The sequence below is a fragment of the Deltaproteobacteria bacterium genome, assembly GCA_003696105.1.
In the GTDB taxonomy this organism is placed as follows: domain Bacteria; phylum Myxococcota_A; class Polyangia; order Haliangiales; family J016; genus J016.
In genome coordinates this window covers 1-19,906 of sequence record RFGE01000115.1, presented here as the reverse complement: position 1 = coordinate 19,906, position 19,906 = coordinate 1, and the positions used below count along the sequence as shown (strand labels likewise).

Genomic DNA, 19,906 nt, shown 5'->3' with positions numbered 1-19,906 from the left:
GCGAGGCGCCGATGGGGTTGCGCGGCCGGTTCACGCTGTGGTTTTCGCTCGCCTCGCTCGTCGCGATCGCGGCGGCCGCCGTGGTGACGCGCGAGGTCGTGGCGACCGCGTTCCACCGCGACTTCGAGCGGACGCGTCGGGCGGCCGAGCGCGACGCGCGACGCGCGATCGACGGGCTCACGACCGCGGTCGCGCGCGCGGTCGCTTCACTGGCCGACGGCGACCGCGACGTGCGCGGCGCGTTGTTCGACTTGCACACGTACGGCGACGTCCGCCCGGAGGTGCTCGCCGCATTGCAGGCGCGCGCCGGCGGGGTCATGCGCGGCCTCGGCCTCGATCTCTTGTTCGTCATCGACGACCGCGGCCGCATCCTCGCCGCGCCGCACAGCGGTGTCGAGGGCGAGCGCGACGACACGTGGCGGCGGTTGGCCGCCACCACGCACGGCGCGGCGTTCTTCGCCCGTGAACCCCTCGCCAGGGGCGGTGGTACGCTGCGCACCGAACTCGTGGTCGTCGCCGCGCGCACGGTGACCGAAGGCGGTCGTGCGGTCACGGTCGTGGGCGGCCGCGCTGTCGGCGACACGCTGGCCGACGCGGTGCGCAGCGAGGGACGCGTCGCCGCGCGCATGGCGGCCCGAACCGGCGAGGGCGCTCCGGGCGCGGCCCGCAGCGGGCGCACGCTCGCCAGCGACGGAGTCGGTGCGACGGTGGCCGTGCACATCGCGGACGACCGCGCGCCCACCGGCGGCGGCCGCCTGTCGATCCCGCTGCCCGGCGCCGACGGGGAACCGGTCGCGTGGCTCGACATCGCGGTGTCGGACGCGGAGCTGCGCCGCGTCCAGCGGCGCGTCACGCTCGCCGCCGTCGCCATTGGCGCCGGTGCGCTCGCCGTCGCGGTCCTGCTCGGCTTCGCCGTCGCGCGCGGCATCACCCGCGGGCTCGACGATCTCGTGCGCGGCGTGCAAGCGGCCGCGCGGGGCGATTTGCGCCACCGGGTGCCGGCGGCGCGTGCGGACGAGATCGGCGCGGTGGCCGAGGCGGTCAACGACATGATGCGCGCCCTCGAGGAGGCCAACGAGCGGCTATCCGTCGCGCAGCGCATCGCCGCGTGGCAGGAGATCGCGCGCCGCCTGGCGCACGAGATCAAAAACCCGCTCACTCCGATCCAGATGTCGGTCGAAACGTTGCGCAAGGCGCGCGCGCGGCAGCACCCGGCGTTCGACGACCTGTTCGACGAGTCGACCCGTACGGTGCTCGACGAGGTCAAGCGGCTCGAGCGCATCGTGTCGGAGTTCTCGCAGTTCGCGCGGCTGCCCAAGCCGCAGTTCGCGCGCGTCGACGTCAACGACATCGTGCGCGCGGCGCTCGCGCTGTACCGCGGCGCCGCCCCGGTGGACGCGGATCTCGCCCCCGACCTGCCGCCGGTGTGCGCCGATCGCGACCAGCTCGCCCAGGTCGTGCTCAACCTCGTCGAAAACGCGCGCGATGCCGCGTGTGGCGGCGGCCGCGACGGTTCGGTCCGCGTGTCCACTGCGCCGGATTCGGCCGGCGGTGTCCTGCTCGCGGTCGACGACGACGGCCCGGGCGTGCCCGACGACCTCCGCGCCCGGTTGTTCACTCCGTATTTCACGACCAAGCAGCGGACCGGAGGCACCGGGCTCGGCCTCGCGATCGCTCACCGCATCGTCACCGAACACGGCGGCTCGATCTCTGTCGGGCGCTCGCCGCTCGGCGGTGCGCGGTTCACGGTCGTGCTCCCGCCGGCCGACGACGGGAACGGCCCGGCCGCGCCGTGAGCGGCGGGCGCTCCGCGCGAGGTCGCACGCCGCCGGCCGGCGCGTGGTTCGCCGCGGGTACCGTATCCGGTTAGCTCTTGACCGGCGTGGCCTTCAGCGCGGCCTTGCCGTCCTTGATGTAGACCTGGAAGCGAACTGACTTGCAGCCGTGTTTGGCGATGAGCGCGTCGCGGTTCTTGCGCAGCTTCGCGGCAAACTTTTCGTAGGTGAGCGACGCGACGCTCTCGCCGCACTGCTCCTTCAGAGCGCGGAACTCGTCGAACACCTTGCGGAACGCGCCGTCGTCGCCGCCTTCGCTCGCGCTGCGCTCGAGCAGGTGACGCTGCGGATCCGCGACGACGGTCGGTGCATCGAAGTCGGACGGTCCACGCGGCGGCGACGCGGCGGGCGGCGCCGGCGGTGCCGGCGGCGGCGGACTGCCGATGCCGAGAATGTCGTCGTCGATCGCGTCGGGGACCGGCGCGGGCGTGCGCGCCGTCGCCGGCAGCGGCGGTGGCGTGTTCGGGCGCGGCGTGTTCGGGCGCGGCGTCGCGGCGCGCGGCGTCGCGACGCGCGGCTCGGGGGTCGGCGTCTTCGGCAACTCGATCGGCGGCGGCGGTACCTGCTGTTGGGCGGCCGCGTGGACCTGCAGCCGAGCGGCCGGCACCGGCGGCGCGGTCGGTCCCGACGGCGGCGGCGTCTCCGCGACGGCTGGCGGCGGCGGTGGTAGGTCGAGGTCGAACGGCGCCGCGGCCGGTCCCGACTTGTCGTCCTCGGTCGGGGGCCGGATCGGCGCCGAGGTGCCGCCGCTGAAGCGGAACTCCGACGGCGGCGGCGGCGACAGCGGCGCCGGGCTCGGGCCGGTCGGCCCCGCGGCCGGCACGGGGTGCGCCCCCTGCTTCGGCGCGGGGCCCAGCAGGCTGTCGAGATCGCGCTTGGCGCTCTTGGCGTCGCGTTCGAGCTTGTCGAGCGCGATGTTGATCGACCTCGCCACCGAGCCGAACTTGCCCTTGTGGCGCATCTCGTCGAGGCGCGATGTCTCGCCCTGCGCGAGCGCGAGCGCGTCTTTGGCGAGCCGGCGCATCGGTCGGTCCGCCTCGATCACCATCAGCGCCATGCCGATGCCGACCGCGACGACGAACAACAGCCCCAGCTTGATCCACGGGAAGTGATCGAACGACAGGTCGTTGCGGGTGATCTTGCGCAGGGTACCCATGAACCCGACCGCATCCGGCTTGTCGATGAACACGGCGTAGAACGCATCGGCCGCGCGGGCCTCGCCCGGCAGCCGGGCAACCGCGACGTCGAACTTCTCCGACCCCGACGCCACCTCGAACGGGGCGAGGTCGGCGCAGTCCTTTTGCGCGTCCGTACCATCGTCGGCCGTGGGCCGGTCGGCCAGCAGCCGGGCGGCGGTCTTCGCGACATCTTGATGGACCTGTGCCGGGGTCGACGCCGCGACGGCGCCGCCCTTTGCGTAGAACGCGACGTGGGCGCCGACGTTGTCCGCGAGGCGCTCGGCCAACTCCTTGTTGAACGCGTGGCCGATGACGATCGCGCCGGCATACTGGCCCACGCGCGTCTCGATGACCGGCGATACCGCAATGCGGTACAGGTCGTGATTGACGAACCACACGTCGTCTCGCAGGTAGCCATCGAGCGCGTCGTCGATCGCGAAGAACCCGCGCACCGAATCGCCCCAGCGGTCCTCGTTCAGTCCCACGCGCGCGATCGCGCGCCCGGTGGCGTCGACGGCGATGACGAAGTCCGGCTTGCTCCCCTTGACGCTGTCGACCAACTCGCCGAGCGCGAGCTTGGCGGTGTTGTGGATCTCCGAGGTAATGCGGTCGGCCTTGGTCGCGTTGTACAAGATCTCGTCGAGCTTGAGGCGCGGTCGGCCGGGCGGCGCGTCGGCCCGCGCGAACGCCGACGCGAGGTCGATGCGGTCCCGCGCATTCTGCTGCAGCAAGATGTTGGTGATGCCGCATGCGCGTTTGAGCCGGATCGTCTCGGCGCGCCGCGTTTCGCGCTCGGCGGGGCGCGGCAGCGACAGCGCAATCGTAAGCGCCACCGCGGCGGCGACAGCGACCAGGAAGAACCAGATTTTCGACCAGAACACGCGGTGACCTCACTTCGATGCGCCGGGCCGGTCGACCTCGAGCACGTCGGGGAGTCGGATGTTCACGGTGGCTCCGCGGCGGCTCACCGAGATGCGCTGCGGCTTCATCTTGAGCCAGCCGTCCTCGTACCAGACGCGCACGGTCCACGTGCCCGCCGGGACGTCGGGAATCTCGAAGGCGCCGTCAGCGCCGACCGCCGCGTGATAGCGGAGCGGGAATGCCACGACGGTACCGCGGAGGTGCGGCGCGTCCGGGTCGTGAACGTGCAGCAGGTCGTAGGGCTTCGTGAGTTTGATCGTGCGGGTGCCGTTGGGCGCGATCGGGTCGCCGGGCAGCAAATCGCGCGCGACGAGGCGGCGCGCTTCGACTCCCGCGTTCTTGATCTCGAGTTCGCCTCCGACGGTGGTCGAGACCACGGGCGTTTCGAACGCTTCGCCGATGAGCTTCCAGCGTACGGGCACCTTGGGCGGCGCCGCTTCGTCCGGCGACAGTTCACCGACGGGCTCGAGCACCACGATCGTCCACGGCGTCGGGTCGTACTTGCGCGGCGGCAGCACCGGATTCTTGATGCGGTCCAAAAAGCCGCGGTTGCGCACGGGAGGTTCGCCGCGAACGGACGGGTCGGGAGGCGTCACCCTGCCCGATACGCTACCCGCGTCGGCGCGCGGCGTTGCGCCCGCCAGTGTCGCCGCGACCACCGCGATGGCGGACAGTTGGCCTGCTCCTCGGTTGCGAGCGTGCAGCATCATTCCTCGGCCGGTCCCCCGCGTTCGCCGCGGCCGCGCCCGGTCGATGCGACCGGCGGTCCGCGAGGCGTCCACACCGGCAGACGACGGTGCGACGCGTGCGACCCGCCCGGTGTAGGCGTTCGGGATCGAGGCTGTCGGCGAACGGTGCAAGTGAAAGGATTCGCGCCATTTTAGCCGCTCGCGACGGGGCGTCCAAGGTTCCGGCCGGCCAATGTGTGGCGACCCCGTGCGACCGTCCGTCGCGATTCGCGCGCAACCGCCCGCTCGCGTTTCCGATACCCGCATACATGCACGCCGCCGCTCGCTTGCCCGCCGCGGCCATCGCGTTCGCGGTCGGGATCGCCGTCGCGACGCAGACCGGTCCGCTGTCGACGGCCGCGGGCGCGTGGACGGCGCTCGCGGTCGCCGCGATGGCTGCCGCGCTCGGGTGGCCCGGCCGCCGGTGGCGGGTGGCGGCGGGCCTGGCCGCGACCGCCGCCGCCGGTGCCGCGACGGCCGCGTGGCACGACGCGCGGCGGCCGCGGCCGACGACCGGCGCGGCCGCGGCCGACGACCGGGCCAGAGACGCGATCGCCGGTACGGTCGACGGTGCCGTCGACCGCTTCGGGGACCGCCAGCGGTTTCGTCTGACGCTCGCGCCGCCCGCCACCGGCGTGGTGGAGGTCACCGTCGACGGCGGCGCGCCCGTGTTGCCGGGGGATCGCGTCGTCGCGGCCGGCCGCCTGCGCACGCCGCGCGGGTACCGGGTCCCGGGCGCGCGCGATGCGGCGGCGGCGGCGCGCCGGCGCGGCGTCGACTACGCGCTGGCCGCCCGCGCCGACGACGTGCGCGTCATCGGCGCGCGGTGGACGCCCTACCGGGCCGCGGCGAGGGCGCAGCGGGCCGTCGCCGCGTTCATCGACGGGCGCGGCGGCGACCCCGACGGCCGCGCCGTCCTGCGCGCGATGATCGCCGGCGACCGCGGCGCGATCGACGACGGCATCGCGGATCGGTTTCGCGCCGCCGGCATCGCGCACCTCTTGGCGGTGAGCGGCCTGCACCTGGCGGCGACCGCGCTGCTGGTGTTCGCCGGCCTGCGTCGGTTGTGGGCCGCCGTGCCGGCCCTGGCCGCGCGCGCCGACCCGACCCGCGTCGCCGCGGCGGTCGCCGCGCCGGCGGCGGTCGCCTACACGTGGATGACCGGCGCGCGCACGCCGACGCTGCGCGCGCTCGCGGTCGTGTTGTGCGTGCTCGCGGCGCACGTCGTGCGCCGTCGCGCGCGGCTCGCCGATGCGCTCGCGGTCGCGGCCATCGGCCTGTTGGTGGCGTCCCCCGCGGCGCTGTTCGAGCCGTCGTTTCAGCTGTCGTTCGCCGCGGCCGCGACGATTGCGGCGGTCGGCCCGCGCGCGGGACGCGGCGCGGCCGGCCTGGTGCGCGTCACCGCGTGGTTGTGGATCGCGCTCGCACCGTTGCTCGTGCATCTTTTTGGCGAACTGCCGGTCGGCGGCCTCGTCGCCAACCTCGTCGCCGTGCCGGCGGTCGAACTCGTCGTGTTGCCGCTCGGTCTCGCCGGCGTCGCGCTCGGCGGCGCGTGTCCATGGCTCGGTGGCCCCGTCGTCGATGCCGCGATCGCGGCGGCCGCCGGCGTCGACGCGATCGCGGAGTGGGTGGCCCGGACGGTGCCCCCGGTGCGCCTGTTTCCGCTCACGCCGTTCGAACTGGTGGCCGCGGGTGCCGCGGTCGCGTTCGCGCTCGCCGGCGGGCGCCGGGCCCGGGCCGCCGCCGCCGTCGCGGCGGCCGCGTGCGCCGCGTCCTACGCGTGGCCGCGCGCCCCCGACGACGTGGTCGTCACGTTCATCGACGTCGGCCAGGGCGACGCCGCGCTCGTCGAACTGCCCGACGGCGGGGCGTGGCTCATCGACGCCGGGGGCCTGCCGTTCGCTGACGCGCCCGCCGACCAGGCGTTGCCCGGCGAGCGGGCCGTGATGCCGCTGCTCGCGCGCCGCCACATCGATCGCATCGACGTCGTCGTTCTGTCGCATCCGCACCCGGATCACGTCGCCGGCCTCGCGGCGCTGCGCGGCCGCGTCGACATCGGTGAGGTGTGGACCGCGCGCGACGCCGACTACCGCGACGCGCTGCGCGGGTTGCGCGTCGTCCACCCGCCGCTCGGCGTCGCCCGGCAACGCGCGGGCGCGTCGCTCGAGGTGCTGGCGCCGCGCTACGAGCAGCCGGTGGCGCGCGCCGACCCGGTGTGCGGCGACAACGACAATTCGCTGGTCGTGCGGCTGTCGTACGGCGGCGCGCGCGTGCTGTTCGCGGGCGACATCGAGGACGAGGGCGAGCAGCTCGTCGCCGCGCGCGGCGACGTGCGCGCCGACGTCGTCAAGGTCCCGCATCACGGCAGCCGCACGTCGTCGACGCCGGCGTTCGTCGACGCGGTCGGCGCCCGGCACGCGGTCATCTCGTGCGGTCGCGCGAACCGTTTCGGGTTTCCCGCGCGCGAGGTCGTCGACCGCTGGGCGGCGTCCGGGGCGCGCGTGTGGCGCACGGATCGGGACGGCACGGTGGCGTTTCGCCTCGACGCCGCAGGCGCGCATCCGATCGAGCCCGAGTAGGGACAGCCCCTGGTCCGCGAGCGACTCGACTTCGACGTTCGCCCCGCGGATCCGCGCGCGATCGACGCAGGCGACCGGCCGCCAGGCGGGTCGCGGGCGGCCGCGCACCCCGCCGGCCGCGGCTGGGGCGACGCGCGATCCCGCGCGCCGCGGCCGTCCGCCGGTTGCGTAACGATGCAAGATCGCATCGGTTTGCGAGCCTTTCGCGGCACCCGCGGCTTCTCCGCGCAACCGGCGCCGGCCGCCGCCGATACACGGGGCATGCGCACTTGCACCGCCATCGCCGTCGCCCTCGTCACCGCCGCCACCTCGGGCTGTGCCCGTCACGCTCGCCGGTCCGCGCCGCCGGAGCAGGCCGAGGTCCACGTAACGCGCGCAATGGCCGCCCTGCAGGGCGGCGACCTCGACCGCGCCGAGGCGGAGCTGACCCTCGCGCTCGAATACGCGCCGCTGCCAACGGCCTACAACGGGCTGGGGCTCGTGGCGCGACAGCGCGGCGACCTGCGCACCGCGGCGTTCTACTTCGGGCGCGCCATCGAGTTGAACGACGACTTCGCCGAGGCCCATTCCAACCTCGGGGCGATCGCGCTGGAGCAGGGCGATCCGATCGGGGCCGAGGAGCACTTTCGCGCCGCGCTGGCGATCGACCCGGGCTACCGCGAGGCGCGTCACAACCTGGCGCGCGCCCTGCTGCTGCGCGGCGACTACGCCGGCGCGCGGGCGCAGTTGATGAAGCTCACGTCGGCCGACGATCAGTACGCGGACGGATGGGCGGAGCTCGCGCTGGTCGAACTGGCGCTCGGTCATCGCGCCGCCGCCGACCGCGCGATTCGCACGGCGCTCGCGCTCGACCCGGCGCACGCCACCGCGCTGCGCGCGCGCGCGGACCTCGCTCGCGCGGGAGGCGACTACGCCGCGGCGCTGGCCGACTACGGCGCGGCGATCGCGGCGCGCGGGGAGTTTGCGGACGCGCTCGTCGGACGCGGCGTGACGTATCTATTGGTGGGCCGGCGCGCCGACGCGCTGCGCGATCTCGAGCGCGCGGTCCGGCTCGCGCCGAACGACGCCGCAGCGCGGTTCGCCTACGGTGCGGCCCTCGCCGACTCGGGCGACGACCGCGGCGCGGTGCGCGAGCTCGGCCACGCGATCGACTTGCGCGCGGCGTGGGGCGCGGCCTATGCCGAGGCGCATCTGCTCCGCGCCCAGGCGCGCGAGCGACTCGGCGACGCCGCCGGCGCCCGCGCCGACTACGAGGCGTTCGTCGCGGCCGCGGGCGACCGGCCGGGGCTGGCGGCCCAGGTCGCCGCCGCCCGCGATCGCGCACGCCGCCTGCGCTGACGGGGCGCGGCTGCGGCCGCGTCGGCGCGCCGGAGGTGGCGCGCGGTCCAGCGCGGTCGCGCGGTTGCGCGGCGGGGTCCGGCGCTGCTATCACCGCTCGAAGCCGCCACGCGGCGCGAGACGATGACGCTTCCACGGCACCACCCAGTCGGCGCGGCCGCTGCGCGCCGCGCGCGCCGGCCGAGGTTTCGCGCGTCGGGCGCGGCACGGGGGCGCACGGGGTGACGCGCGAGCCGGACGCGACACGGGCCGACGGCGCGCCGGCCAGCCCGACCGCCGCGCCGCGCGACCGGTTGCGGCGCGCCGCGCGGTTTTGCGCCGCGCCGGCGGCGGCCGCAGCCGCCGGCGCCGTGGCCGGCGGGCTCGCCGAGGGCATCGCGCGGGTGCATGGCGCCTTCGACATCGCGGCCGCGGCCGGTTTTTCGGCGTGGTATGCGGCGCCGCTGGCGTTCGTCGCCGCGGTCGCCGGCCGCGGTCTGTGGCGGGCGTGGCGACCGCAGCAGCTGGCCGCGGCGCTGCGCGAGCCGCCGGCGGGCGGCGCGCCGCGGCTGGCCGCCTGGCTCGCGGGCGCCGCCGGCGCCGTCGCCGCGGTGGCCGCGGCCGTGTTCGCGGCCGCGCGCGCGGCCGCGGCGACGTCGGACGCGCCCGACGTGATTGCGTCGGTGGCGGCTGCTGCGGCGGCGGTCGCTGCCGCTGGCGCTGTCGCCGTGGCGCGCCCGGTGGTCGACGCACTGGCCGCGGTACTGCGCCGCGTCGACCGGCGCGTCGCACTCACGCCGCGGCGCGCGGCTGCGGCGGTGGCGATCGCGTGCGCCGTCGTGGCCGCGGTCGCATGGCGGGCGGTCGTGCGGCCGCGCATCGGTCCGCTCGAACTCGGCGTCGGGCCCTATGCGCTCGGTTTCGCCGGTGGCTTCGTCGCCGGATGGTGGGCGGCCTCGCGCGGCCGGGCGGTGCTCGCCGTAGGCGTCAGCTGCGCGGCCCTCGCCGGGGTGGCGGGCACCGCGTCGTTCGCGCGCTACGCGCGGCCGTTCCGCATGCTCAACGTGTGGGCGGACGCGCCGGTGGCGGGGTTTGCCATCGAACGCACGTTCGACCTCGACGCGATCCGTGCATCGCTGCCGCCGGCCGTCATCGCGCCGGCGCCCCGCGCGCGGGCGTCGCCGACGGTCGCGATGCGCGCCGGAGTCGCGCCGCAGCCGCGCGCCGGCGCCGCCGGCCATCCCGACATCGTGCTGATCACGATCGACACGGTCCGCGCCGATCGCACGCCGCCCTACGGCGGGCCGGCCGACATGCCGGCGCTCGCGCGCCTCGCGAAGCGCGGCGCCGTGTTCGAGTGGGCGTTTTCGCCGAGCAACAACACGCGCCGATCGCTCACGGCGATGGCGACGGGCGTCGCGCCGCGGCGCGTGCGCGGCCGGGTCGCCGGTTGGGCGCTGCGGCTCGACCCGCGCCACGTCCTGCTCGCCGAGCGGCTCCGCGCGGCCGGCTACGACACCGCGGGGTTCTTCTGCTGCCGCTCGCAGTTCGGGCCGGAACATCATCTCGGCCTGCAGCGCGGGATCGACCACCAGGTCATCGACTACGACGCCGGCAACCTGGCGCGCGCGGCGCGCGAATGGCTGCACGACCGCGCTCGGCGCGGCGAGACCCGGCCGGCGTTCGTGTGGGTGCACGCGATCGAGCCGCACGGGTGGGAGAAGCGGGCGCCGCGCAAGCCGGGCGACGACATCAAGGATCGCTACGACCGGATGTTGGCGCGCGCCGACCGCGGGTTGGCGCCCCTGTTGGACGCGCTGGCGGTGCCGCCGTGGCGACAGCGCGCGATCGTCGTGGTCACCAGCGACCACGGCGAGGGGCTCGGCGACCACGGCCCGGGGAGGGCGCACCGGTTCCATTCGACCAGCCTGTACAACGCGCAGATCCGCGTGCCGTGGATCGTCGCCGGACCGGGGATCGCGGCGCGGCGGATCGCCACTCCCGTCGGGTTGATCGACCTGGCGCCGACGTTGATCGACCTGGCTGGTTACGAGCCGCCGGGCTTCCCGCAGGTCGACGGCGTCTCGCTCGCGCCGGTACTCACCGATGCCGCGTCGCCCGCGCCCGATCGCCCGGTGTTCGCCGACCAGGTGCGCGACCGCTCCGTCGCCGCCGACCTCCGGGCTGTCGTCGCCGGACGGCTCAAGCTGATCGAGAACGCCGACGGCCGGGTCGAGTTGTACGATATCGTCGCGGACCCGGACGAGCGCCGGGACGTCGCGCGGCAGCGCGGCGACGACGTGTGGACATTGCGTGGATTCCTCGACGACCGTCGCCGGCGCGACGGCGTGTCTCCATTCGACTGATCGCCATGGCCGCTGCATACCGACTCGTCGTCACGCCGTGTGCCACGCGTTCGCGCGAGCTGACGTTCGACTTCAACCGCGATCAGGTCGACGTCGGACGCGACGAGGCGGCCGACGTGCGCCTGCCGCATCCGAGCGTGTCCAAGCGGCACCTCCGGCTCGAGCGGCGCGGCGACGAGGTGGTCGCGATCGATCTCGGTTCGTCGAACGGCACGACGCTTGGGGGCGCGCCGCTGGTGCCGAACGAGCCGCAGCCGCTGCGCGACGGCGACGTGTTGGTCGTGGCGACCGTGTTCGAGATCCGCTATGTGGCGGCGGCGCCGGCCGGGGCGCAACTCGCGACCCCGCGGCTGACCGCCGACATCGCCCACCAGCTCGTCGAAGAGCTGCTCGCCACGGGCGCCGCCGGTGCGCTGGCCGACGCAAGCGTCGGGCCGGAGTTCGCCGGCGAGGCGGGGCCGGTCGCGGGACGCGTCCTGCGGGTGCCCGCGCCGGACGCGCGCGTCGTGTTCGGGCGCGGCCGCGGCAGCGACTGGATCGTCGTGGACCCGGACCTGTCGCGCCGGCACTTTGAAGTGCGGCGCACGTGGAACGGGGTGACGATCGCGGATCTCGACTCGAAAAACGGCACGTGGCTCGACGGCCAGCGGTTGCCGCCACACCAACCCGTGCCGCTCGTCGACGGCCAGCGCGTGCGTGCCGGCGCGTGCGAACTGCTCTTCGTCGACCCGGCGGCTCGCTATCTGCAGCGCCTGCAGCAGTTGGCGGCCGACGAGCCGCCGCCGACCGAGCCGCCGGAAGGGGAGGCGGGCGCGGCGCCGCCGGATGGCGCGGCCGAGGGCGAGTCGGCCGGGGCGGACGGCGCCGCGGCGGCCACCGGACGTGAGGGCGACGCCGCGGCCGTGACGGCGCCCGACGGCAGCGGCGAAGGCAACGGCGGCGATGGCGATGGCAACGGCGGCGGCGACGGCGACGGCGACGATTGCGCGGTTCCGGCGGCCGGGCCGCGGCGCGCCGGATCGATCGTCGCGATGATGGTGCTCGGACTGCTCGTCGCCGCGGCGTCGGCCGCGCTCGTGTGGCTACTTCTGTCGTGACGGCGTGCGCGGCGTGACGCGTAGCGGTCCGACGCGCAGCGCGAGAAACCTCCGCAGCGCGCGCTCCATTTTCGCCGCGGCCGCCGGATCGTCGGCGTAGCGGTTGTGTTGCTCGGTCGGATCGCGGTCGAGGTCGAACAGCTCGCGCGCGCCGATCGCGAAATCGACGATGAGGTGCCATCGCCGGGTGATCAGCGACACGACGCGGCGCGGAACCTTGCGGTCGGGGAGGAGTTCGGCGAACACGCTGCGATCCGCCGGCGGCGGCGCGCCTTCGATCCACGGCAGCAGGCTGTCGCCGTCGAATGCGTCCGGAATCGGCACGCCGAGCAGTTCGGCGATCGTCGGTGCGACGTCGACCGCGCTCACCGGCGAGCCGAACCGCTGCGCTTTGGCACCGGGAGCCGCGATCAACAGCGGCACGTGCAGATCCTCGATGTACAGGTCTCCGTGGGTTTCGCCGCCGTGTTCGCCGAATTCCTCGCCGTGATCGCCGGTGAACACGACGGCGGTGTCGCCGGCGAGGCCGAGGTCGTCGAGGGCGGCGAGCAGCTTGCCAATCTGGCTGTCGATCCACGCGACTTCGCTCAGATAGCGAGCGCGCGGGGACGTGCCGAAGTCGAATTGAGGGTGGCGCACGTACGGGTAATGAGCCTCGTAAAAGTGGAGCCACAACAAGAACGGCGGGTGGGACGGATCCTCGGCCCACCCGCGCAGCAGAGCGATCGCGTCGGCGACGATCCGATCGGCGTTCGTTTCGTTCTTTGCGCGCGACGCCGGATGGATCTTGCGGATCACGAACCCCTGATCGAAGCGCGAGTCCTTGGCGTAGTTGAACGCGACGACGTGCGCGGTGCGCACGCCGGCGTCGCGGGCGACCTCGGCCAGAAACAGGTTGTCGTCGTGAGACACGGGATACAGCTGGCGGCCGGCGGGGGCGAGCCAGTGGACGTTGGACGGATAGCGGCTCGCGAGCAGCGCCGGGAACGCCTTGCGCGTCATCGGCGCGGTGGAGTAGGCGCGGTCGAACACGGCGGCGCGGCCGGCGAGCCGGTCGAGGTGCGGGGTGGTCGGCGCCTCGGCGCCGCCGAAGCCGACCGCGTCGGCCCGCAGCGCGTCGACGGTGATGAGCACGACGCCGCGCGCGCGGCGGCGCGGCGGTCGCGCGCGGGCAGCGAGGCGCGCGCGGCGGTCGGCCGCGACGGCGCTCGCCGACAGATCGCCGTCGAAGCAGTCCTCGTCGACGCCGTCGTCGGGAATGTCCTTGGCGAGCGGATGGATGTTCGGGTCGCCGTCGTCGCAGTCGAGGCCGCCGAACCAGCGGCTGAAGCCGTCGCCGTCGGCGTCGCCGAGCCGCGCGGCCGCGCGCGCCAGCGGCGCGGCGACCAGACCGCGCGACTGCACCGCCGCCGCGGCGATCGGGTAGACGTGCGGCAGCAGCCGGCCGCCCGCGACCGCCGCGACCGCCGCGGTCAGCCACACCGCGGCGAACACCGCGACGGCGAGGCGGCCGGGCCGCCAGCGCAGCCACGCGTCGGGCAGCGCCGCGACGCCGATCCCGAGCGCGACGACGGCGGCGGCCGTGACGGCGGCCGGTAGCTTGGCGTCGGCGAGCAGCGCCGAGTAGCGCGCGAGGTGGATCGCCGCGGCGGCGGCCGCGCCGCCGGCGGTCGCGGCGACGCGCGCGCGCCGCGACAGCCGGCCGAGCGGGCCGCGCAGCGCGCGGTAAGCGGCGGCGGTCGCGACGGCGATGGCGACGAACGCCGCGAGCTGCGCGGCCGGCTCCACCGCGGCGGCCAGCTCCTGGCGGACGAACGCGCGCACCGCGAACTGGTGGATCGCGCCGCCAGCGGTGATGCACGCGAGCGCCGCCGGGGGCACGAGCGGCAGCCAGCGCAGCTCGGCGCCGGCCGGTACGAGCCGCCGGCACGCGGCGAGCCCTGCGGCGATCGCCGCGGTCGCCGGCAGCGTCCACACCGCCGACAGGGCGACGGCGAGCGCGGCGAGCAGCGCGGCAAACGGCGCGGTCGCGCCCGCGGACGGCCAGGCGGCGATCGCCTCGGCGGCCGACGCAGCGATCGTCGTGACGATCGCGCACAGCGCGGCGCGGGTGGCGAGTCCGGCGGGCACGGAGTACGTGCTGTCGCATACGGCAGCGCGGGGGTCAAGCCGCCACGGCCGCGCCCGCGCCGCGGGCCGCCGCGCCCGCGCGCCGAGCCCCGGCGCGCCCGACATTCGCGACGTGCGGACGGGTCGCGGTATGGTGGCGGCGCATGGCGCGGCTGCGCACGGTCTGGCAGCGGGCGGCTCCGTACGTGGTGCCGGCAGCCGTCTATCTCGTGTTCTTGCTGTTGCTGTTTTGGCGGCTGTGGACGCCGATCGACGGGGCGCGGCGGGCGTTCGGCTGGGACGCCCAGTGGGAGTACTGGGGCGACCTGCAGTTTCAGGTCGACGCGCTGCGCGACGGCGAGTTGCCGCTGTGGAACCCGTTCGATCGCGCCGGCTACCCGTTTCATTCCGATCCGCAGACTGGCTGGCTGTACCCGCTCAACTGGCCGCTCGTCGCCGCGGCACTGGTCGCCGGCGCGACGCCGTGGTGGCTGATCGCGATCAAGGTCGTCGCCCACTTCTGGATCGCGTGCATCGGCGCGTACGCGTTCCTGCGCCGGCACGGTGCGCCGCGGCCGGCGTGCTACGCCGCTGGCTTCGCGTTCGTCCTCGGGTACCCGCACCTGCACAACGCGTTTTCGGCGCTCAACTGGAACATCGCCTGGGCGCCGTGGATGCTGATCGCGGTGGACGAGTGGGCGCGGCGGCCGACCCGCGCGACCGCCGTTTTGGTTGCATTTGCAACTGGAATGGCGGCGCTGGCCGGCGGTCCCGCGGCGTTTTGGTACGCGTGCCTGGTCGCGGCGCCGTATGGCGTGTGGGCGGTCGTGCGCGCGGCCCGCGCGGCCGACGCGCCGCGGGCATACTGGCGCCGGGTCGGGGCGACCGCGGCGGTGGCGGCCGGGCTGTTCGCGATGCTGGTCGCGGCGCAGGCATCGGCCACCGCGGAGCTGCTCGGCCACAGCGTGCGCGCCGCGCGCGATCTCGACTTCGTGACGTTTTCGACCTTCGGGGTCGACGACCTCGCGGCGTTTCTGATCCCGCGCATGCTCGGCGGCAACACGTATCTCGGTTACGCCACGATCTTGTGGGCCGGGATCGCGCTGGCCGCATTCCCGTCCGGTCGCGCGCTCGTCCTCGCCGGCGTCGCGGTCGCAGGCGTACTGTTGGCATTCGGCAGCAACGGCCCGTTCCTCGCGGCCGGCGCGTCGGCGGTGCCGGCGTTCGGTTTGTTTCGCCGGGCGCACCGCTACCTGTACGTGACGCAGCTGGCGGTGGCGCTGCTCGGCGCCGAGGGGCTCGCGGCGCTGTTGCGCTGCGACGACGACCGCCGCCGGCGACGGCTGCGCGCGGCGGTGCTCGCCGCCGGTGGGCTCGGCCTGGCGATTTTCGGGGTCGGTGCGGTGGTCAAGTGGCAGCCCGACCTGAAGGCGCAGCCGCTGCGCGACGCGTTCGCGCTCGCGTGCGCCGCCGTCGTCACGTTCACGTGGATCACCCACCGCATGCTCGGCGACCCGAGCCGCCGCGGCCTGTATGCGACGCTCGCGGTCGTCGCGTTGGTCGCCGACCTGTGGTTCGCGCACGCCGGCCAGCTCGACAAGGCGATGCACCCCGTGCCGCGGCCGGCCCGCGACGCGGTGCTGTCGACGCTCGACGGCGTGCCGCTGTCCGCCCGCATCTACGACCGCGAGTGGTTCAAGTTCCGGCCCGGCATCCGCCGGCGCGTGCGCGACTTCGGCGGCTACGAGGACGACCCGCTCGCACTGCGCCGCTACGCGCGCCTCCGCGATCGGCTCCAACGCGAGCCGCGGCTGCTCGGCCACGCCAACGTGCGCTACCTGTCGGAGGCGGGACGCAAGCGGCTGCGCAAGTCGGCCGCCGACCGCGCCGCGCTGCGCGAACTGCAGCCCGGGCTGTACGAGCTGAGCGACTGGGCGCCGGCGGTGTACTGGACCGGCGACGTCCAGGTCGTCGACGACGAGGCGGCTGCGGTCGACGCGCTGCTGGCATCCCCGCCGGGGACGCGCGCGGTCGTCGCCCGCGGCGCGGCCGGTGCGGCGCTGCTCGCGCGGGCGAGCGAAGCGCGCTCCGCGCGTCCCGCGGTCGCCGGCCGGTTGGTGACGCTCGAGCGCAACCGCGTGGTCGCCGAGGTCGACGCGCCCGATCGCGGCGTGGTGGTGATCCACGAGGCGTACTACCCGCACCACTGGCGCGCGACGGTCGACGGCCAGCCCGCGCCGATCGTCCCGGTCAACGGGCTGTTCCGCGGGATCGTCGTCGAGCCAGGCGCACATCGGATCGAGATGGCCTACCGCGCGCCGGGCTACGTCGCGCTGGCCGCGCTGGTGCCGCTGGCGCTCGTCGTCGGAGCGGCGCTGGTGTGGACCGATCGCCGGCGCCGCCGCGCGTGATCAACGGCGCGCGGCGGCGCTGCCGCGGCGGGCCGCGCGCCACGTCGCGGCCGCCGCCGCGGCGACTGCGATCAGCGCCGCGCAGAACGACGACGCGAGCGCGGCGAAGCCCGGCGGGCGGTACGTCCACGTGACGCGGTGGCGGCCCGCGCCGACCACCACCGCGCGCGACAGGTAGTTGGCGCGGAACCCGGCCGCCGGCCGGCCGTCGACCTCGACGCGCCAGCCCGGGAACATCTTTTCGTTGAGCACGGCCACGCCCGCGGCCGGCGCGTCGATCTCCGCGACCACCCGGTTGGCGCGAAACTCCACCACCCGTCCCGGAACGAGCGGCGGCGGCGCCGCCGGCAGCGCGGCGAGCTGCGCGGCGATCGCCGCGGGCACGTCCGCCTCCTCGACGACGGCGAACCGCCGCACGCCGCCGGCTTCCTCGGCGGCGACGAGCGCGTCGAGGGCGCGCGCGGCGTCGCGGACCCGGCGCACGCCGCCGTACCAGGCGAACCACGGCACCGGGTGGAGCGCCTCGAACCGCCGCCGGTCGACCGCGCGAAAATGGGCCGGCGCGGCCCGCGCCGGCGACTGGCGCAGAAAGTGGGCGCGCATGCCGGCGCGGTGGTGCGGCCCGTGGAGTACCCACCGCACGTTGAACGCCTCGAGCAGCTCTGGCGACTGCGCGAGGCGGCGCACGGCGCGGCGGTAGCGGGTGTCCGTCAGCGGCGCCAGCGACGGGTAGCCGCGGAAGTTGCGCACGCCCAGGCGACTGCCCGGTCGTTGCTCCATCACGAATTCGTCGTAGACGCGCCACGCCGGCGGGTCGATCGCGCCGGCGAGATCGGCGACGTGGCGCACGTCCTCGGGGCCGTCGACCGGCGCCTCGGTGACCCGCACGTACCAGTGGCCGAACCGCGCGCCGTCCATGTAGAGGGCGCCGGCAGCGACCGCCGCGAGCGCGGCCGAGGTGCGCCCGCGGCGCCCGGTCGCCGCCGCGAGTGCGACGCCGCCGGCCGCGAGCGCGCCGAGCGTGGTGCCGAGACCGGCGGGGGCGCGGCGGGCGAATCCGGGGTGGGGCGTCACGAGCGCGGCGACGGCGACGGCAGCACCGGCGACGGCGGCGACGGCGATCGCGAGCAGAACGACGCGGCGGCGGCGCTCGGCGGGCGCGGCCGCCAGCGCGGCGTCGACGCCGTAGGCCGCGGCCGCGGCGACGCACAGCGCCGCGGGCAGCTTGTATCGATTGGGCTCGCGGAACAGACCGAACCCCGGCACGTGCTCGACCAGCCACGGCAAAAGCGGCGTCGCGCCGCCGACCGCGAGCGCGAGCAGCAGCGCGCCGAACGCGACCAGCGCCAGCGGCGCCCCGCCGTCACGCCGCGGCGTCGCGATCGCCGCGTACAGCGCGAGCGCCGCGCCGAGCGCGCCCATATAGGCGTCCACCGTGCCGGCCGGCGGGAACGCGAGGCCGGCGAGCATCTCCCGGGCCGGCAGCGCGGTCGACAGCGCGTAGCCGAGGCCGCGCGTCGCGCGCGCGGACAGCGCGACGACGTCGCGGGCCGGTACGACCGTGATGGCGGCGAGGGCCGCCGTCACCGCGGCGGCGACCCCGAGCGCGACGGCGAGGTCGCCGGCGGCGCGGGCCGCGCCGCGTGCGCGCACCGCGGCGCGCACGGCGGCCGGCAGTCGGAACGCGCCATACGCGGTCGCGGTGATCAGCGCGTAGAACGCGCCGGGCGGATTGCCCGCCGCGATCGGCAACCACGCGGCGCCGCCGAGCAGCACGGCGCGCCGCCAGCGCCCCGGCTCGCCGGCCCGGGCGAGCGTTCGGTCGATCGCGATCAGGACCAGCGGCGTCCACACCAGCGGCCATTCGACCGCCGACGCCTTGTGGACGATCATGGGCACCGACACGATCCACGCCACGCCGCCGGCCGCGGCGGCCGCAGGTCGCAGGCCGCGCGTGCGCAAGAATAGATGCAACAGCATCCCGGCGAGCGCGTGGTGGAGCAGCGCCTTGGCCTGCATCAGCCACGCCGGCACGCCGGCGACGGCGCCCGCGCCGGCCAGCAGCCAATTGATCGGGTACGTGACGCCCGGGTCCTGGTCGGCGAGAAACGGGAAGCCGCCGCGGTCGAACGGGTTCCACAGCGGCAGATCGCCCGCGCGCACGCTGCGCGCGAAGTACGCCAGGTCGGGCCAGTATTGCTCCAGGCAATCCCAGCCGAACCAGCGCAGGCGGCCGTCGACCCCCAGCCAGACCTCGCGATACAGCACCAGGACGACCGCGGCGTACAGCGCGGGAGCCCACGCGCATTCCCACCGGCGTGTCGCGCGCGCGGTCACGGCTTGCGGCGGGCGCGCAGCTTGGCGGCGATCACCGCGAGGTCGGCGCCGGCGCGCAGCATGGCGGGCAGCGACAGCTTCGAGCCGCCGGGGTCGCGCCACTCGCGCAGTGGCACCTCGATGAACCCGTGCGGCCCGGAGTCCGGCAACAGGCGGCCGAGCAGCTCCACGTCGAACGCCCACCGCGACGAAAACGGCTCGGCCAGCGCGCGGCGCAGCGCGTCGTCGACGCGGAACACCTTGGCGCCGCACTGGGTGTCGTAGACCGGCAGGCCGAGCGCGAGCGACGCGCCGGTGGCGAACACGCGGCCGAGGTAGTGCCGGTGTGCCTTGCGCTGGATGCGCGCGCCGAGCACCGCCACGCGCGACGCGAGCACGACGCGGACGTCCGGCGACGCGTCGAGGCGGGCGACCAGGCGCAACACCTCGGCCGGCGGCGTCGCCATGTCCGCATCCATGTAGCCGACGACGGCGGCGCCGCGGTCGATCGCCGACAGCAGGCCGCGGCGGACCGCCTCGGCCTTGCCGCGGTTTCGGTCGAGGCCGAGCACGTCGATGCGGTCCGGCCGCCGGCGGGCGATTTCGGTGAGCCGCGCGCGGGTGCCGTCGGTCGACCCGTCGTCGACGAGCAGCGCGCCGACGTCGTCGCGCGCCACGAGCTCCAGGACGCCGTCGGCGGGCAGCCGGTGTTCCTCGTTGAAACACGGGACGACTATGACGACACGCGACATGGAGATCGCCGGCATGGAGCACTCGCCGCGCGGCCGAGCGGCGCGCGGCAGCGTACCCGGTGGGCCGCGGGCATGTCCACCGGACCGCTACGGCGCGCGGCCGCGCGATGCCGCCGGCGGGCGCGCAGCCGTCTGGCGGCGGCGGTCACGGCGACGGCGACCCGGCATCTGGCGGGCGGACGCACGCGTCGACCGCGGCGGCGGTCGATGCGGCCATCGCGCACGCGAACGCCGCCGCGTCGGGCGGTGCGACCTCGCACCCGGCCACGAGGTCGCCGCGCCGGCGCGCGACGCGCT

10 protein-coding genes and 1 pseudogene are annotated in these 19,906 nt (G+C 75.5%); 7 read left to right on the top strand and 4 right to left on the bottom strand.

Annotation, left to right across the window (positions count from 1 at the left end):
- Nucleotides 1–11 precede the first annotated feature (11 nt).
- Nucleotides 12–1,796 carry a HAMP domain-containing protein gene (locus D6689_07870; protein RMH42540.1) on the top strand — a complete coding sequence of 595 codons (1,785 nt, stop codon included), beginning with the start codon at nt 12–14 and terminating at the stop codon, nt 1,794–1,796.
- Nucleotides 1,797–1,866: 70 nt separating this feature from the next.
- Here D6689_07870 and D6689_07865 read toward each other — a convergent pair whose 3' ends face one another.
- A complete protein-coding gene (locus D6689_07865) occupies nt 1,867–3,894 on the bottom strand; it encodes a hypothetical protein (protein ID RMH42539.1) in 2,028 nt (675 codons plus the stop codon).
- A gap of 9 nt (nt 3,895–3,903) precedes the next feature.
- Nucleotides 3,904–4,530, bottom strand: coding sequence for a hypothetical protein (locus D6689_07860; protein RMH42538.1), 627 nt, complete (start codon nt 4,528–4,530; stop codon nt 3,904–3,906).
- A 329-nt stretch (nt 4,531–4,859) separates the two neighbouring features.
- On the opposite strand from D6689_07860, the gene D6689_07855 reads away from it, so the two are divergent.
- From D6689_07855 to D6689_07840, 4 genes are all read left to right on the top strand, one after another.
- Nucleotides 4,860–7,241, top strand: coding sequence for a DNA internalization-related competence protein ComEC/Rec2 (locus D6689_07855; protein ID RMH42537.1), 2,382 nt, complete (start codon nt 4,860–4,862; stop codon nt 7,239–7,241).
- Between the two features lie 174 nt (nt 7,242–7,415).
- Nucleotides 7,416–8,579, top strand: coding sequence for a tetratricopeptide repeat protein (locus D6689_07850; GenBank protein RMH42536.1), 1,164 nt, complete (start codon nt 7,416–7,418; stop codon nt 8,577–8,579).
- A 221-nt stretch (nt 8,580–8,800) separates the two neighbouring features.
- Nucleotides 8,801–10,924, top strand: a complete 2,124-nt coding sequence (locus D6689_07845; protein RMH42535.1) for a hypothetical protein — start codon at nt 8,801–8,803, stop codon at nt 10,922–10,924.
- Nucleotides 10,925–10,929: 5 nt separating this feature from the next.
- Nucleotides 10,930–12,021 carry an FHA domain-containing protein gene (locus tag D6689_07840; protein RMH42534.1) on the top strand — a complete coding sequence of 364 codons (1,092 nt, stop codon included), beginning with the start codon at nt 10,930–10,932 and terminating at the stop codon, nt 12,019–12,021.
- On the opposite strand, the gene D6689_07835 is transcribed toward D6689_07840, so the two are convergent.
- Nucleotides 12,007–14,256, bottom strand: coding sequence for a hypothetical protein (locus D6689_07835; GenBank protein ID RMH42533.1), 2,250 nt, complete (start codon nt 14,254–14,256; stop codon nt 12,007–12,009). The two genes, D6689_07840 and D6689_07835, sit on opposite strands and share 15 nt — an antisense overlap.
- Before the next feature lie 38 nt (nt 14,257–14,294).
- On the opposite strand from D6689_07835, the gene D6689_07830 reads away from it, so the two are divergent.
- Together D6689_07830 and D6689_07825 are read left to right on the top strand one after the other, a co-directional pair.
- Entirely contained in the window at nt 14,295–16,541 is a 2,247-nt protein-coding gene (locus tag D6689_07830; GenBank protein RMH42532.1) for a hypothetical protein, read from the top strand.
- A gap of 392 nt (nt 16,542–16,933) precedes the next feature.
- Nucleotides 16,934–17,038 (top strand): annotated as a pseudogene (locus D6689_07825) (cell division protein ZapC).
- 1,836 nt (nt 17,039–18,874) lie between these two features.
- Here D6689_07825 and D6689_07820 read toward each other — a convergent pair.
- Nucleotides 18,875–19,624, bottom strand: a complete 750-nt coding sequence (locus D6689_07820; GenBank protein RMH42531.1) for a glycosyltransferase — start codon at nt 19,622–19,624, stop codon at nt 18,875–18,877.
- Nucleotides 19,625–19,906: the final 282 nt, after the last annotated feature.